The 16999-nt window shown below is 39.3% G+C and carries 15 protein-coding genes and 2 rRNA genes; 1 reads left to right on the top strand and 16 read right to left on the bottom strand.

The features are described 5' to 3' along the window. Positions 1–66: 66 nt before the first annotated feature. The 3 genes from MHI04_RS00320 to metG all read right to left on the bottom strand — a co-directional run bounded on the left by MHI04_RS00320 (position 67) and on the right by metG (position 4413). On the bottom strand, positions 67–1278 hold the full coding sequence (locus MHI04_RS00320; RefSeq protein ID WP_036122310.1) for a G5 and 3D domain-containing protein: 1212 nt from the start codon (positions 1276–1278) through the stop codon (positions 67–69). A 135-nt stretch (positions 1279–1413) separates the two neighbouring features. Next, positions 1414–2184 carry a TatD family hydrolase gene (locus MHI04_RS00315; RefSeq protein ID WP_271912007.1) on the bottom strand — a complete coding sequence of 257 codons (771 nt, stop codon included), beginning with the start codon at positions 2182–2184 and terminating at the stop codon, positions 1414–1416. A gap of 252 nt (positions 2185–2436) precedes the next feature. Continuing rightward, positions 2437–4413, bottom strand: coding sequence for a methionine--tRNA ligase (metG, locus tag MHI04_RS00310; RefSeq protein ID WP_170829913.1), 1977 nt, complete (start codon positions 4411–4413; stop codon positions 2437–2439). Positions 4414–4762: 349 nt separating this feature from the next. Between metG and MHI04_RS00305 the strand changes: the two genes are divergently transcribed. Next, a complete protein-coding gene (locus MHI04_RS00305; RefSeq protein WP_004229214.1) occupies positions 4763–5041 on the top strand; it encodes an AbrB/MazE/SpoVT family DNA-binding domain-containing protein in 279 nt (92 codons plus the stop codon). 185 nt (positions 5042–5226) lie between these two features. Here the strand turns inward: MHI04_RS00305 and rsmI are convergent, their stop codons facing one another. The 13 genes from rsmI to MHI04_RS00240 all read right to left on the bottom strand — a co-directional run bounded on the left by rsmI (position 5227) and on the right by MHI04_RS00240 (position 16852). After that, the gene (rsmI, locus tag MHI04_RS00300) at positions 5227–6105 is read right to left on the bottom strand and encodes a 16S rRNA (cytidine(1402)-2'-O)-methyltransferase (RefSeq protein WP_058844484.1); all 879 of its coding nucleotides are present in this window, start codon (positions 6103–6105) and stop codon (positions 5227–5229) included. Continuing rightward, complete coding sequence (locus MHI04_RS00295; protein ID WP_036122300.1) at positions 6102–6365, bottom strand: GIY-YIG nuclease family protein; 264 nt, start codon at positions 6363–6365, stop codon at positions 6102–6104. The genes rsmI and MHI04_RS00295 overlap by 4 nt, the downstream gene beginning before the upstream one ends. Further along, positions 6349–7098 carry a tRNA1(Val) (adenine(37)-N6)-methyltransferase gene (locus tag MHI04_RS00290; RefSeq protein WP_036122296.1) on the bottom strand — a complete coding sequence of 250 codons (750 nt, stop codon included), beginning with the start codon at positions 7096–7098 and terminating at the stop codon, positions 6349–6351. Before MHI04_RS00290 ends, MHI04_RS00295 begins: the two co-directional genes overlap by 17 nt. Before the next feature lie 63 nt (positions 7099–7161). Next, entirely contained in the window at positions 7162–7518 is a 357-nt protein-coding gene (yabA, locus tag MHI04_RS00285; RefSeq protein ID WP_004229222.1) for a DNA replication initiation control protein YabA, read from the bottom strand. Between the two features lie 27 nt (positions 7519–7545). Further along, complete coding sequence (locus MHI04_RS00280) at positions 7546–8361, bottom strand: stage 0 sporulation family protein (RefSeq protein ID WP_141905706.1); 816 nt, start codon at positions 8359–8361, stop codon at positions 7546–7548. Beyond that, positions 8354–9358 (bottom strand): DNA polymerase III subunit delta', encoded by a 1005-nt coding sequence (gene holB, locus MHI04_RS00275; protein ID WP_330494073.1) that lies wholly within the window; start codon positions 9356–9358, stop codon positions 8354–8356. The genes MHI04_RS00280 and holB overlap by 8 nt, the downstream gene beginning before the upstream one ends. A 157-nt stretch (positions 9359–9515) precedes the next feature. Further along, positions 9516–9956 (bottom strand): YaaR family protein, encoded by a 441-nt coding sequence (locus MHI04_RS00270; protein ID WP_036122373.1) that lies wholly within the window; start codon positions 9954–9956, stop codon positions 9516–9518. Positions 9957–10064: 108 nt separating this feature from the next. Further along, complete coding sequence (locus tag MHI04_RS00265; protein ID WP_004229230.1) at positions 10065–10394, bottom strand: cyclic-di-AMP receptor; 330 nt, start codon at positions 10392–10394, stop codon at positions 10065–10067. Between the two features lie 227 nt (positions 10395–10621). Continuing rightward, complete coding sequence (gene tmk / locus MHI04_RS00260; RefSeq protein WP_058844483.1) at positions 10622–11251, bottom strand: dTMP kinase; 630 nt, start codon at positions 11249–11251, stop codon at positions 10622–10624. 17 nt (positions 11252–11268) lie between these two features. After that, positions 11269–12702 carry an aminotransferase class I/II-fold pyridoxal phosphate-dependent enzyme gene (locus tag MHI04_RS00255; protein ID WP_342535239.1) on the bottom strand — a complete coding sequence of 478 codons (1434 nt, stop codon included), beginning with the start codon at positions 12700–12702 and terminating at the stop codon, positions 11269–11271. 376 nt (positions 12703–13078) lie between these two features. Continuing rightward, on the bottom strand, positions 13079–13516 hold the full coding sequence (locus MHI04_RS00250; protein ID WP_330494075.1) for an SRPBCC family protein: 438 nt from the start codon (positions 13514–13516) through the stop codon (positions 13079–13081). Positions 13517–13622: 106 nt separating this feature from the next. Further along, positions 13623–13738 (bottom strand): 5S ribosomal RNA (rrf, locus tag MHI04_RS00245). 186 nt (positions 13739–13924) lie between these two features. Next, positions 13925–16852: ribosomal RNA gene (locus tag MHI04_RS00240) — 23S ribosomal RNA — on the bottom strand. Positions 16853–16999 lie beyond the last annotated feature (147 nt).

The following is a 16999-nucleotide window of genomic DNA, read 5'->3' as shown; positions in this document are numbered from 1 at the left end:
TCCCTGCCAGTCAAAACAGGAAAGCTCCATTAGTGAAATAACATTTTGATTAATTTTACAATTTTTTTAATTTAATACTTTAATACGCACTTTCTTACGTCCCCAGTTACGTGCCTGAGCATCTGTTTGTACAAGTATATCGATCTTATTACCCTTAATTGAGCCACCAGTATCTCCAGCGATAGCTGTACCATAGCCTTCAACCCATACTTTTGAGCCTAATTTAATAACAGAAGGGTCAACTGCGATTACCTTCATACCAGAATTTGAACGCAAGTTTATACCAGTTGCTGATGTACCAGTACAACCGTTGCAATATGGTGTATAAGCTGTTGCCGTTACATAGAATTCTTTACCACTAGCTGGCTCTGCTGAACCACGTGACACAGTTGCTGCACTTGCAACGACTGTTTTTGTGCCAACTGCAACGACTTGTTTTTTTGGCTCTTTTAAAACTGCCTCTGCTTGTAGGTTTTTAGCTACAACCTTGCCATTTTCTTTGACAACTTCATACGTACGAGAAATTGAGCCCTTCTCGCCCGTTGCCACTACCTTTTGTTTCCCCTTTTGCAATGAAGCATCCTGCTTCTTTTCAACTGCGAAATCTAAAGAGTCTTCCACTACATCGATAACCTTTTCTACGCGAACTACTGCGATTTTACTCTGTGGAGTAATAACGTCCTCCAGGTTATTTTCGACACGATCGAATTCATTTAACTGAATTCCTTGTTGTTTTAAAAAGTTAGCGACCGTAGTCGAAGTGGACCATACTTGTCTTTTGTTTACGCCATCGACAAGCGCTACTTGAAACGCTTTTTGAATATCGATTTTGTTCTCTGCTCCTAGTTCAGTATCTAGACCTTGTGCTAAAGAGTCGTGTTCAGATACTTCAATATTTGCTTCCTTCAAAATGTCTTTCACTAGTGTTTCAGTTGTCCAAACTTTTGACTGATTTCCATCAACTGAAATAGTTACTTCTTTTGCCTGTTCCCATTGAATTGCTAATCCATTAACAATTTTGGTGTTCAGAGAGGGTGATATTTTATCATGCGCTGCTACATCTATATTTCGATCTTGTAATAATTGTTCTACAGTTTTGGCATGTGTTGAAACTTCGATTGTTTCTCCGTTTGCTTCAAGCGTTACGGCTTTTTTCGTACCTTGATAAAGTACGAAAGAGATTACAGATACAAACAGGACAAGTGAAATAATTCTTATCACTGCTTGCTTACTCCTCAATGATCCTAAGAACAAGTTTTTCATGGAATTATTTGACATGAAAAAACGCCTCCTTAATACAAGGTTGGATTATACGGACTAGTTTTGGCACTGTCAACCCGAAAGTATTTCTCTGAAAATTGACTTCTATGTTTTTGCCAACCACAAACCCTGTATTGGAGGCATCTAAGCTAGTTAATTGTCAATCCCAAAAAAAATTTTCGCATTGGCGGTAGTTGCTTGTGCAATTTCCTCAATTGTTAACCCCTTCAATCGCGCAATTTCCTCCGCAACTAAGGGCACAAAGCTTGGTTCATTACGCTTACCTCGATGTGGATGTGGCGCCAAATATGGTGCATCTGTTTCAATCATCAAGTGCTCTAGAGGTATTTCCGTAGCCACTTCCTTTGGCAGACGTGCATTTTTGAATGTCACTGGTCCACCAAGACTAATCATAAAATTCATAGCTATACATTCACGTGCTGTTTCTACACTCCCACTAAAGCAGTGCATAACACCCCCTACGGATGCTGCGTTTTCTTCACGCAAAATTTGTACAACATCCCCTGTTGCATCCCTGTTATGAATAATGATTGGCAAACCTAACTTTTGCGCTAATTGAATTTGCTTGCGGAAAAGTGCTTGTTGAACTTCTTTTGGTGACTTATCCCAATAATAGTCCAAACCTGTTTCACCAATGCCAACTATTTTTGGATGTGCAGCTAATTCCTCAATCCAATCTAAATCTTGTTGCGTACAATCAATAGCGTCTACTGGATGCCAGCCAATGACACCATAAACAAAATCATATTGCTCTATTAATTGCATTGTTCTATTAATGGTTTTACGGTCAAAACCAATAACAACCATTTTCTCTACTCTAGCTTCAAGGGCTCTATCAATTACCTCTTGAAGGTCTTCCTCATACTGATCTGCATTCAAATGTACATGTGTATCAATAAACATCTTCATTCTCCTAACATCGATTTTATTAAAATTTATTATTTCATATTTTTCGTAAGCATTACAATTTTGTTACAAACCATTCGGTATTGTGACATTCCACTTAATCGACAATACTTGCAATGATTCTATATACCCATAAAATCACATTTTTCACACCATATAAATTATTTCAAAATAACAATAACCTAATTTCTCTAACAGATTTGAAAAGCCTGCTGAATAATATGTATTCAGCAGGCCTTTCTTAGATTGTTACTTTACTTTTGCACCATTTTCTAGTTTTGGATCAACTGATGCTAATTTTAAAATTCCATCTTTTTCACCAGCTAGAATCATTCCTTGTGATAATTCACCACGTAGTTTAACTGGCTTCAAGTTTGCTACGACAATCACTTTTTGACCGATTAATTCATCAGGTGTATAGAATTTTGCAATACCTGAAACTACTTGGCGTTGCTCATATCCAAGATCCACTTGAAGCTTTAATAATTTATCTGCTTTTGGAACAGTTTCACATGCCGTAACAGTCGCCACACGCAAATCAATTTTCATAAAATCATCAATGGTAATTTCAGGAATTTCTGGGTTTTCGTCAGTCTCTGGAGTCTTTTTAGTCTCTTCTTCTTGTGGTGTTTTCACAGAGCCACGCATTTCCTCACGAATATAAGCAATTTCAACTTCATTTTCCAAGCGTGGGAAAATTGGTATCCCTTTTTCTACCACTTTAATGTTTGTTGGAATAGTATTGCCGAATGTTTCAATTGTATCCCATGCTAAGAATTTGTCATCTAAACCTAACTGATCGATCATACGTTTCGGTGTTGTTGTCATAAATGGTTGTAACATGACAGCAATTTGGTGTAAGCTCTCTGCCAAATTTCGCATAACGGCTCCTAATTTTGGCTTATCTGACTCTTCTTTTGCTAACACCCAAGGCTGTGTCTCATCTATATATTTATTAGTACGCGACACCAGTGTCCATAAGTCAGCAAGAACAACACTAAATTGCATTTTTTCCATACTTTCTTCATATTTAATACGCACCGACTCAGCTTGCTCTTTTAATGCTGCATCAAATTCTGTTGATTGAAGATTTTCTGTAGGAATAATACCATCAAAATATTTATTAATCATTGAAATAGTTCGATTTAGTAAATTTCCTAAATCGTTCGCCAAATCAAAGTTTGTACGTTCAATAAATGATTCTGGCGAAAATACACCATCAGAGCCGAATGGTAATTCACGTAAAAGGAAGTAACGTGTCGCATCTAGGCCATAACGTTCGATTAACATTTCTGGATAAATGACATTGCCTTTTGATTTAGACATTTTACCGTCTTTCATCATAATAAAACCATGTGCAAATACTTTTTTCGGTAATGGTAAATCTAACGCCATTAAGAAAATTGGCCAATAAATTGTATGGAAGCGCACAATATCTTTCCCTACTACATGTACGTCTGCTGGCCAGTACTTGTTGAATAGTGTTTCATCGTCAGACAGGTACCCTAGAGCTGTAATATAATTCGTTAATGCATCCACCCATACATAAATGACATGCTTTGGATCCCCAGGTACTTTAATCCCCCAATCGAAGGACGTTCTTGATACTGATAAATCTTCTAGCCCTGGTTTAATGAAGTTATTAATCATTTCATTTTTTCGTGATTCTGGCTCAATGAATTCTAGGTTTTCTTCATAATAAGTTAATAAACGATCTGCGTATTTCTTCATATTAAAGAAGTACGATTCTTCTTTTACTTTGTGTACTGGTCGACCACAGTCTGGACAGTTCCCATCAACTAATTGAGTTTCTGTAAAGAATGACTCACATGGTGTACAATACCAGCCTTCATATTCGCCTTTATAAATATCACCATTATCTAAAAACTTTTGGAAAATCTTTTCGACAGCTTTCGTATGTCGCTCTTGCGTCGTCTGTATAAAATCATCATAAGAAATATCCATTAAAGACCAAAGCTTTTTCGCAGCATCTGCAATTTCATTTACATAATCTTGAGGGTGTTTCCCCGCTTCGGCTGCTTTTTCTTGTATTTTTTGCCCATGTTCGTCCATTCCTGTTAAAAAACGAACATCATAACCACGTAAACGTTTATAACGTGCAATAGTATCAGATGCAACGGTTGTATATGCCGTACCAATATGAAATTTCCCACTTGGATAGTAAATGGGTGTTGTTATATAGAATGTTTTTTGTTTTTCACTCACAAGAACTGCCTCCATTGTTTTACAATATACTTTCTATTCTAACGAAGTACCAAATTCGTTTCAATGAAAGTTTATCATATGCGAAAATTGTCGAATAATATATTGAATCCATTAAATGACTTAAATAAGAATCTTTTTTACTATTGTTGAAAATATTTATTAAAAACCTTTTAAAATGAATAAAATAACTGCATTCTTCTCAAAAAAATTTTTTAGAAAGCATAATATTAGTGTATTAATTAATTGACGTTTATGGCATTACTTGGTATGATAACTATCAGACAAGGAAATTATGTCGAAATTTGACGAAATACCAATATAACTTTTAATAATTAGGAGGAAATCTATTATGAAATCAACAGGGATTGTTCGTAAAGTCGATGAGTTAGGTCGTGTAGTAATTCCTATCGAGTTACGCCGTACGCTAGGTATTGCTGAAAAGGACGCTTTAGAAATCTATGTGGATGACGATAAAATCATCTTAAAAAAATATATGCCTAATATGACATGTGCTGTTACTGGTGAAGTTTCCGATGATAACTTCCGTCTAGTTGGAGGCAAATTAATTTTAAGTCCAGAAGGCGCTGAAATGTTAGTAAAAGAAATCCAATCTAACTTAAAAAAATAATTGATTGCTCACCTAAATCAAATACAATGATTTAGGTGTTTCTATTTATATAATTTACTATACCCAATTTCTAAACCCCTTATAATGTCCATGTCAGACCTTTCTATTTAAGGGTACTATTATTTACAGTTATTATCAATTTAAAATCAAATAAAGAGCTACCTTAGTAAGGTAACTCTTTACTATTATTGACTATGATATTCATTATAAACATCTCTTTTAGCTACTTGTCTCAACTTGGCTACTTCCTTAATGGCTTCTTTTGATGTTATATTCGATTGATCCATGATGAAATCAACATGTTCAATAATGGACATTGTCTCCCAATAGGCTTTTGCATGTTCATCTTCCTCTTCGGCAGAGCTATTGCCTTCAAGAACAATACAAAACTCTCCACGAATCTCCTGGGTTTGCGACCATTCTACAGCTTCAGCCAATGTGCCGCGTAAAAATTCTTCAAATTTCTTTGTCAGCTCACGCGCGAGGACAACGCGACGGTTTCCGAGTATTGCTTCCATATCCTTTAATGTATCTTTTAAGCGATGAGGTGCCTCATATAATAAGATAGTTTCTTGACGTCTTTTTAATTGCTCTAACTGCTGGCGTCGATCTTTTTTTCCACGATTCAAAAACCCATAAAAGAAAAATGGCTGTGGTGTTAATCCAGAGGCAATTAATGCTGAAATCGCAGCATTGGGACCTGGCACTGGTACAACTGGAAAGTTTTGAGCAATTGCTTTTTCAACTATGTCCGCACCTGGATCAGAAATACAAGGTAAACCTGCATCACTTACTAATGCAATTGTTTTCCCTTCGTGAAGCATAGATAATAATTTTTCGCCACCTACTGCTAAATTATGTTCATGGTAACTGATTAATGGTGTTTCGATATCAAAGTAATTACATAGCTTCTTTGTATTTCTAGTATCTTCTGCCGCAATAATATCGGCTTCTTTTAAAATGCGAAGTGCACGTACACTCATATCCTCTAGATTTCCAATAGGCGTTCCTACCAGATATAAACAACCTGTCAGATCGTGTATTGTACTTTTTTGTGATTTCACGATTCACCCCTCCTTATATAGTTTATTTTCTGCATTCTTGTTAATTGCTTAAAAGCATATTCAGCACGCATTGCTTCTTGCTTTGTCTCAAACATTTCTTTATAAATACATTTCACTGGGCCTCTAGCTCTTGTATATTTTGCCCCTTTACCAGCGTTATGTACAGCAACACGCTTTTCTATATTATTTGTATACCCTGCATAAAGGGTTTGATCCGCACACTCTAGCACATAAAAGTAGTGATTACTGCTCTTTTCCATAAAGAATGTCTCTCACTTCTGCTGTATATTCGTTATTGCCATCATAGACATACAAGGGTGGCAAGATTTTTAAATCTGGTTTTCCATCTTTTATTCCCTCTATTAATAATGTATTGGCTTCTTTGCCTTCTTTCGGATAAATGAGTTGCATCCGTTTGGGCTCTAAGCGATTTGCTCGCATAGCTGTAACAATATCTAATAATCGACCTGGACGATGGACAAATGCCGCCTTGCCACCTTGCTTTAATAATTTACTTGCAGATTGGATGGCTTCTTCTAATGTTAAATATAATTCATGTCGTGCAATGGCATGATGTTCACTGAGATTTTTATCACTTGCTTCATGTGCTAAAAAATAGGGAGGATTGCAGGTAACAACATCATACTGTTCTATGCCTAAGTGTTTTGGTATTTCTTTTACATCACCAAGAATCATTTGAATTTGGTTTTCCAGTTGATTGTAATGGATGCTTCTCTCTGCCATATCAAATAAACGGGGCTGAATCTCAACTCCCGTAATTTCCCCTTTTGTACGTGCACTTAAAAAGAGAGGAATTACGCCATTTCCTGAGCATAAATCAACAATTTTTCCCTTATGATAGGGAATATTGACAAACTTTGAAAGCAACACTGCGTCTAACGAAAACGAAAAGACGGAGGGACTTTGAATAATACGCAAATTCTCCGCCAATAAATAGTCTAATCGCTCATCATCCTTTAACCATTTTTCCATGCTTATTCCTCCTACGCTACAAAACAAAAGACTGATACCACCGTAGTGGGAATCAGCCTTCTATTACACATTTTGTTTATTTAAAAATGATAGACAAAACAGACAATCTTCACCTTTACGTGAACTTCCAAAATGAACATGACAAACGTGGAAGCCTTCCTGGTATAAGCGAGCTAGGTTATCATAACCTTCACCTATATCTAGAGGACTCTCTTTCTTTACTTCAGCAGCTTGTACGGAGTTTGTATTAGAAAGTAGTTCTTCCAGACGTGTACGAAGATGATGATTTTCTGTTTCAAGCGCCTTATGCTCTTCCATCATTAACGCTACAAATTGTTTCAATGCACCAAATTGCTCCTGCATTGCTTCGAGCTGTTGTTCGAACTCCATAACGGTATCCAAGAAATTACGGTCCTTCACCCAAGCCACCTCGTTAAATTCTCTATCTTAAATAAGATTTTTTTCGCATGCTAGCAGTTCTTCTAGTGTATACTCAACTGTGCGTTCCTGCTCATGTAAATATACTTGAATAAGTCTTTCCAGCACATTTAACCCTACAACTTTCCCGCGACCATCTGGTGTCATCGCTACCTCACCTATATCTGGCATGCCCTCTTTTGCCTCTTCATATTCATCATTTTCATACTTTAAGCAGCACATTAAACGTCCGCAAAGACCTGATATTTTTGAAGGATTTAAAGATAAGTTTTGATCTTTAGCCATTTTAATAGAAACTGGCTCAAAATCACCTAAAAATGTGGAGCAACAAAGCATTCTTCCACATGGGCCGATACCACCTAATAATTTTGCTTCATCACGCACACCAATTTGGCGAAGTTCGATACGTGTTCTAAAAACCGAAGCTAAATCTTTTACAAGATCCCTGAAGTCAACACGTCCTTCAGCTGTAAAATAAAAAATAATTTTATTACGATCAAATGTATATTCAACATCTACAAGTTTCATTTCTAAATTATGCTCTATAATTTTAGTACTAGCGAGTTCAAATGCACGTTTCGACTCAGCTGCATTTTCCTCTACTTGTATACGATCACGATCATCTGCTGGTCTAAGTACTTGTTTTAGTGGTAATACAACATCATTATCACCTACTACTTTTTGAGGGACAACTACTTTTCCATACTCTACCCCGCGAGCTGTCTCTACAATAACATATTGACTATCTTCTAGTAGAAATGATGCCGGATCAAAATAATATATTTTACCCGCCTTTTTAAAGCGGACTCCTACTACATTATACAAATGTATATCCCTCCTGCAGATTTAGCATTAACTGCTCAATCAATAACGTCCTATTCATGTTACGTTGTAAAGAGGCGCGCGCTTGTAAAATAGATTCCATTTGACTTGATAGTCGCTCATAAGTGGAATGTAACGCAACTTCTTTAAATAGTGGTAACATGTCTGGATAAGTACAAGCTGCCTCGGGATTAGCTTTTATTGACACTATATCACGGTAAGCAAATAGTAGTAAATCCAATGCTTGCTCCATCTCGCCTTTTTCTTTAAAATGTGGTAACCACTCTTCATGTGCAATAAGCATTGCCTCGTGTACATTTTGCCGAATGGCCTCCACTAATTTTAACACTGTTTTTCGAGCGAGTGCAAACTGCTCATCATTTGCCAAAAATATAGCCATTTCGAGCTCGTTTGTCATCATGCTTACTGTTGAAGCCATCGAATCCGAAATATTATTGTCCTGTAAGTGCTTCAACAAAACATGACGTGGCATTTTTTGAAATTTGATATGTTGGCAACGAGAACGGATTGTTGGAAGTATTGACTGCATTTGCTCTGTTAATAATATGGCAGTTACTTCTCCATCCGGCTCCTCTAAAAATTTAAGTATCATATTGGCTGATGCTGTATTCAGACGGTCTGCATGATGAAGCACATAGATTTTACGCCCTTCTTCTACACCCATCATTTTCATCTCGCCAATAAGTTCTCGCATTTGATCAATTTTTATAAATTGACCATCTGGATAAATTTGATGAATATTTGGGTGATTTCCCGAATCCACACGTCTGCAATTTCGACATGTTTCACATGGAACATTTCCACTTGGTTGCTCACATAGCATTAATTTGACAAAAAAGGTCATAATATCTGCCTTGCCTGTCCCTTTTTCGCCATCAAAAATATATGCATGTGCTAATCTATTTTTGTCAAAAATCGTTTGAAGTTGCTTCATTACGACTGGCTGTAGCGTGAATAGCTCTTCAACATTCTTGGCCATACATTTTAATTCCTTCCTGTATCTACAACAAAAAGCGTAACTGTCTCCAATTCTCACTTTTTGAAAAGAAACATTACAGTGCTTCCTAGTTTAATGGCAAGCTGCCAAATCAAAATTTGAAAAAAGCCCGCGCCTAAATGAGAATGAGACACGGGTTTTACATATATAAATTAATTAGTAAGCCTTTAATCTCACCGATTTTATCAAGGAGGTCTATCGCTTCTTTTTCCTCATCTAAGAGATCTTGGGCAAGTTCGACAAGACGTGTATCAATAGTTTCAATGATTTTTAATCGTCTGCCTTCGCCAAAACGATTCCATGTATGTGATTGTTTTAAATCCATTCCATGTTCTACTGTCTCTTGTAGAAATCGTTTTACAAGCATTTTAAACTTAGCAAGTTCCCGTAAATTACGTGATCTTGCAACACGATCACCAGCACTCGAAATATCTCCTAATAAACGTGTTAGTTGCTCTGTTTGCAGCTTGTTACCTTGCTTAACGACCATATCTCCAAATCGGTTATTTTGATTATTATTTTGTAGTGGCTCATTGCGATTTGTATTTAACCCGACACGTATATCTTGATTAATCTTCAAGCTGGTTTCGCCCCACTATCTTTATCAATTTCTCCCTGCATTGGGATAAATATCAGGCTCATATGATAAGCCTAATATCAGTGACCTCTTACGAATGGAGGCTACTTATTAAAAATGATGGAATTGTTCAATTGGTAAAACAAATACAGTAGCTCCTCCTACCTCTACCTCCACAGGGTAAGGTATATAGGAATCGGCATTTCCTCCTAATGGAGAAACTGGCGCAACCATTTGCTCCCGTGCTCGACAATTATCCCGAATAATATCTAAAAGTTTGGGTATGAGAGAGTCTTCAGTTCCTATAAGAAATGTCGTATTTCCTGAACGTAAAAATCCTCCTGTGCTCGCTAATTTAGTTGCGCGAAACTGATTTTTCGTTAAAGCATTTGATAAGCGACTGCTATCCTGATCTTGCACTACAGCTACGACTAACTTCATTCGCACTCACCCCTTTTATAAAATTCACCTAAATAGGTTTTCATACTATTCCTAAGCATTTATAAACATTAATACTTCGACTATTATCCATGTGAAATTAATTACACCTCGGCATAATTACGTCCATATTTTATCAAGCTTGCTCGTAATTCAGTAGGTATCTGCTGAATTAGATAAAATAATGGATAGTATCATTATATCACAATGTTGTGGACAACTTCATGCTTTTAGTGCATTGCTTCCAATAATAATAACCATACATCTTCAACAACATGCTCAATATGTTGGTCTGCATTCACTACACGTATACGTTCTGGGTACCGATCGACTAGTTGTAAATATCCTTCACGTACCTTCTGATGAAACGGCAAACTTTCAACATCTAAACGATTTACTTCTCTCTTGTCAGTTGCATGAATACGTGCTAATCCAACCTCTGGTGGAAGATCAAATAATATAGTTACGTCAGGTAATTTCTTACCGATAGCAAATTCGTTAATAGAAAGTACCTCATCAACACCTATTCCTCTTGCATAACCTTGATAAGCTAAAGATGAGTCGATAAAACGATCACATATTACCAACTGACCAGCATCTAAAGCTGGTTGTACTTTTTCAAAATAATGCTGACTTCTTGCTGCAGCATATAACAATGCTTCTGTTCGCTCGTCCATAGCTGTATGTGCAGGATTTAAAATAATGGTTCTTATCTTTTCTGCAATTTCGATGCCGCCTGGTTCTCTTGTTGCTAGAACGTCAATATTTTTTTCTGCTAGTCGCTCAGCTATCATTTGAATGATTGTTGTTTTCCCTGCTCCCTCTGGGCCTTCGAATGTAATAAATATATTGCTTTTCATGCTGTTATTGCCTCCAACTATCTAATGACCTGAATCATTTTTTCTGCTAATCGATGATTTCCTTGGAATGTCGCTCCTGCTGCTAATAGCTCTTCCAGTTGACTTAATTTTGCTACGGTTATTCTTTCTCCTGGAACAAGTAATGGAATACCAGGCGGATAAGGAATAATCATACTTGCTGAAACCCTTCCCATTGTACGCATATATGGTAACCATTCTTTACTTAATGATGCAATTTCATTAAAGGTATAAATAGGTTCAGTAATAGGTACAAAATGATAGGCCGTTTGAGAAGCAGCTATGCTATCCGTTTTAGTTGTGTTTAATAGCATTGTTATAGCTTCTTTTATGCGGACTCTTATTTCAGCAAATGGGTAAGGATGTCCTTGCTTCAGCAAAGGTAACACAAATAATACTTGATTCGCATCAGCTAGCTCTCCATAGACATGCTTGGCCTCCAGTACCTCCTGTAATTGAAAACCACTATAACCATTGACACGTAACAATACCTTAAGTGGGTCATCTACTTCAATTACCTCTAAGGAACCAATTGATCGTAATGCTTCAATCCATTGATTCTTTTTTTCTATTATATATGCCCCATCACTCTCCATATATGTCTGTACATAATAGCGAGCATCATCTAATGAGGCTAATAATACATAGGATGGGCTACTAGATTGCAGCATTCGTAGATAGTGATGTATTTTGTCAGCATCAACTAATTTCGACTTAACATGCATAAAGGATGCCATCGTCATTGCAGGTAATGTCTTATGTGCTGATTGTACAACGACATCTGCTCCTAATGACAAAGCGGATGGTTGAAATAATGTACACGCATTAAAATGAGCGCCATGTGCCTCATCCACTAAGACAGGGATTTCTTTTTCATGACAATAAGCAATTTGTTGCTGTATTTCATTCGATGTCATCCCATAATAAGTAGGATATGTTAAAACGACCGCTTTCGCCTCTGGATAATTTTTCACTGCTTCTTTAAGATCTTTATAAGTGACATGCGTTGCCGTTAACGTTCGCTCATCCCAGATTGGTGAGACAAAAATAGGCTTAGCCCCCACAAGTTCAATGGCGTGGAAAATTGATTTATGGGCATTACGTTGGACAATAATGGTATCGCCTTTATCGCATGTAGCATAAATCATCGCTAAATTCCCAACAGTAGAACCGCCCACTAGAAAGAAACTCTTCATTGCTCCATATGTATCTGCTAGTAAATTTTCTGCTTCTAATATCATTTCCTCAGGGTAATGCAAATCATCTAAACCTGTTAATTCAGTTACATCATAACGCATAACATCTTTAAATGCTTGCGGAAGATGGGACAGTTCGCCATGCTTATGACCTGGGACATGAAAAGAAATATTTTGTTGTTGTCTAAAACGTTCTAATCCCTCTATAATTGGCTTTTTCTTTTGCAAAACAAACACCCATTTTCGTTAGATTCTTATTTAATTATACGAAATTATAACGAGATAAAAAAGCTATCCCTCAACAAGGTTCTCCATATTTATCTGTTGAACTAAAATTTTTCAACAAAACGTCTTATTATCTCTGTTTCCATTGCATCTAGATTACTTTGAGTTTACTCCAAAGGAATCATCGTTTAGAGGCTATGTGACAACATAATTTAGTCACGCCGGCATTCTATTTGAATAGATATTTGAATAGCCACTAAAAAGCAGACATTCTTTACCTCATTATCGAAGAGAGAACATTTAGTAAAAAAACATTTGCTCATTCCATATAAAAACCGATTATTGCCGTTATCTGCAATAATCGGTTCTCCCACCCTTTTCCACAAAACTATTCTTTTACCACTTTAACGGCCATTTCCTTTACTAATTGCTCCACTAGTCTTGGGACAAAATTATCTAAAACTGGATTCATCATTCCTGCTAAAAAGCCGCTAGCCTTCATTGTTAACTTACCAGTAAGTTGCAATGATTGATCTTGATTTTGTTTTATTTCAAATGAACCATCGCCATTTATCGGATCGGATAAGCCCTCCAAATCAAAAAGTATCTGATGAGCATCTGATTTTTTCACCTTCAGCTCCACTTTAACAGCTTTTTGAATAATGCCAAAATCTCCTTGAAAGACCCAAATCATATCATTTTCATTCAGTAATTCGTGGTGTAAGTAACCTGGTATTAAAACAGCCCATTGTTCTTTATTTTGAATAAATTCCTCTAACTTTTCTTTCTGCATACTGATATTCTTACTATATTGTCCAGTTGCCATTACATTGCACCCCTTTGTGTGTTTTAATCACTCCATTAAACTTTAACATTTTATAGGTCTCTAAATAAATAAAAAAAACCACTGATTTCTCAGTGGTTACTTTGTTGCCTAGCGACGTCCTACTCTCACAGGGGGAAGCCCCCAACTACCATCGGCGCTAAAGAGCTTAACTTCCGTGTTCGGTATGGGAACGGGTGTGACCTCTTTGCCATCATCACTAGACTATAGTCGGCTTTCAATATACATCGCATTTCTTCGTCAGCTTCTGTCGTTCAGTCAGTCACGTACTTGAGTACGCTCCTTCCCTCTCTCCATTGCTTCCTCGAACTACTCGTATCTTGAAACCCTTCATAAAAGAAATTATTCTTTCAAAACTGGATAAACGGTTCATTGAATGGTTCAAACGTTTTGGTTAAGTCCTCGATCGATTAGTATTCGTCAGCTCCATGTGTCACCACACTTCCACCTCGAACCTATCTACCTCATCGTCTTTGAGGGATCTTACTTACTTGCGTAATGGGAAATCTCATCTTGAGGGGGGCTTCATGCTTAGATGCTTTCAGCACTTATCCCGTCCACACATAGCTACCCAGCGATGCCTTTGGCAAGACAACTGGTACACCAGCGGTGTGTCCATCCCGGTCCTCTCGTACTAAGGACAGCTCCTCTCAAATTTCCTACGCCCACGACGGATAGGGACCGAACTGTCTCACGACGTTCTGAACCCAGCTCGCGTACCGCTTTAATGGGCGAACAGCCCAACCCTTGGGACCGACTACAGCCCCAGGATGCGATGAGCCGACATCGAGGTGCCAAACCTCCCCGTCGATGTGGACTCTTGGGGGAGATAAGCCTGTTATCCCCGGGGTAGCTTTTATCCGTTGAGCGATGGCCCTTCCATGCGGAACCACCGGATCACTAAGCCCGTCTTTCGACCCTGCTCGACTTGTAGGTCTCGCAGTCAAGCTCCCTTGTGCCTTTACACTCTACGAATGATTTCCAACCATTCTGAGGGAACCTTTGGGCGCCTCCGTTACCTTTTAGGAGGCGACCGCCCCAGTCAAACTGTCCGCCTGACACTGTCTCCTGCCCCGCTAAGGGGCATGGGTTAGAATTTCAATACAACCAGGGTAGTATCCCACCGACGCCTCCTTCGAAGCTGGCGCTCCGAGATCTCTGGCTCCTACCTATCCTGTACAAGTTGTACCAAAATTCAATATCAGGCTACAGTAAAGCTCCACGGGGTCTTTCCGTCCTGTCGCGGGTAACCTGCATCTTCACAGGTACTATAATTTCACCGAGTCTCTCGTTGAGACAGTGCCCAGATCGTTACGCCTTTCGTGCGGGTCGGAACTTACCCGACAAGGAATTTCGCTACCTTAGGACCGTTATAGTTACGGCCGCCGTTTACTGGGGCTTCAATTCGCAGCTTCGCTTGCGCTAACCACTCCTCTTAACCTTCCAGCACCGGGCAGGCGTCAGCCCCTATACGTCACCTTACGGTTTTGCAGAGACCTGTGTTTTTGCTAAACAGTCGCCTGGGCCTATTCACTGCGGCTCTCATGCGCTTGCACGCTCAAGAGCACCCCTTCTCCCGAAGTTACGGGGTCATTTTGCCGAGTTCCTTAACGAGAGTTCTCTCGCACACCTTAGGATTCTCTCCTCGACTACCTGTGTCGGTTTGCGGTACGGGCACCTCTCACCTCGATAGAGGCTTTTCTTGGCAGTGTGAAATCAGGAACTTCGTCCATACGGACTCGCCATCACAGCTCAACGTTACAGTGTGCGGATTTGCCTACACACACGCCTTACTGCTTGGACGCGCATAACCAACAGCGCGCTTACCCTATCCTACTGCGTCCCCCCATTTCTCAAACGGTGAGGAGGTGGTACAGGAATATCAACCTGTTGTCCATCGCCTACGCCTATCGGCCTCGGCTTAGGTCCCGACTAACCCTGAGCGGACGAGCCTTCCTCAGGAAACCTTAGTCATACGGTGGACGGGATTCTCACCCGTCTTTCGCTACTCATACCGGCATTCTCACTTCTAAGCGCTCCACCAGTCCTTCCGGTCTGACTTCAACGCACTTAGAACGCTCTCCTACCACTGACATCGTAGATGTCAATCCACAGCTTCGGTGAATCGTTTAGCCCCGATACATTTTCGGCGCAGCGTCACTCGACCAGTGAGCTATTACGCACTCTTTAAATGATGGCTGCTTCTAAGCCAACATCCTGGTTGTCTGTGCAACGCCACATCCTTTTCCACTTAACGATTACTTTGGGACCTTAGCTGGTGGTCTGGGCTGTTTCCCTTTTGACTACGGATCTTATCACTCGCAGTCTGACTCCCGTGTATAAATATCTGGCATTCGGAGTTTGTCTGAATTCGGTAAACCGGGATGGCCCCCTAGTCCAAACAGTGCTCTACCTCCAGTATTCTCATCACGAGGCTAGCCCTAAAGCTATTTCGGAGAGAACCAGCTATCTCCAAGTTCGATTGGAATTTCTCCGCTACCCACACCTCATCCCCGCACTTTTCAACGTGCGTGGGTTCGGGCCTCCAGTAAGTGTTACCTTACCTTCACCCTGGACATGGGTAGATCACCTGGTTTCGGGTCTACGACCACGTACTATTTCGCCCTATTCAGACTCGCTTTCGCTGCGGCTCCGCCTTCTAAAGCTTAACCTCGCACGTAATCGTAACTCGCCGGTTCATTCTACAAAAGGCACGCTATCACCCATTAACGGGCTCTAACTACTTGTAGGCACACGGTTTCAGGATCTCTTTCACTCCCCTTCCGGGGTGCTTTTCACCTTTCCCTCACGGTACTGGTTCACTATCGGTCACTAGGTAGTATTTAGCCTTGGGAGATGGTCCTCCCGGATTCCGACGGAATTTCACGTGTTCCGCCGTACTCAGGATCCACTCAGGAGAGAACGAACTTTCGACTACAGGGCTTTTACCTGCTCTGGCGGACCTTTCCAAGTCGCTTCATCTAACTCGCTCTTTTGTAACTCCGTATTGAGTGTCCTACAACCCCAAGAGGCAAGCCTCTTGGTTTGGGCTCTTCCCGTTTCGCTCGCCGCTACTCAGGGAATCGATTTTTCTTTCTCTTCCTCCAGGTACTTAGATGTTTCAGTTCCCTGGGTCTGCCTTCAAGACGCTATGTATTCACGTCAAGATACTACGCGATTAAACGTAGTGGGTTCCCCCATTCGGAAATCTCCGGATCAAAGCTCACTTACAGCTCCCCGAAGCATATCGGTGTTAGTGCCGTCCTTCTTCGGCTCCTAGTGCCAAGGCATTCGCCGTGCGCCCTTAATAACTTAACCAAGTTATTAAGCCTATAAAAAACTTAAAAAATAAATGTGTTTGTTACAATTTCAATGTCGTTTTATCCAGTTTTCAAAGAACAAGTTTTGAAGATTTTCATTCAAGAAAGAATGAACCTTCAAAACTGAACGCAAAACGTAATCTTA

This window comes from Lysinibacillus sp. FSL K6-1151 (assembly GCF_038630755.1).
In the GTDB taxonomy this organism is placed as follows: Bacteria; Bacillota; Bacilli; order Bacillales_A; family Planococcaceae; genus Lysinibacillus; species Lysinibacillus fusiformis_D.
The sequence above is the reverse complement of the archived record's forward strand: the minus strand, read 5'-3'. Positions and strand labels throughout refer to the sequence as shown.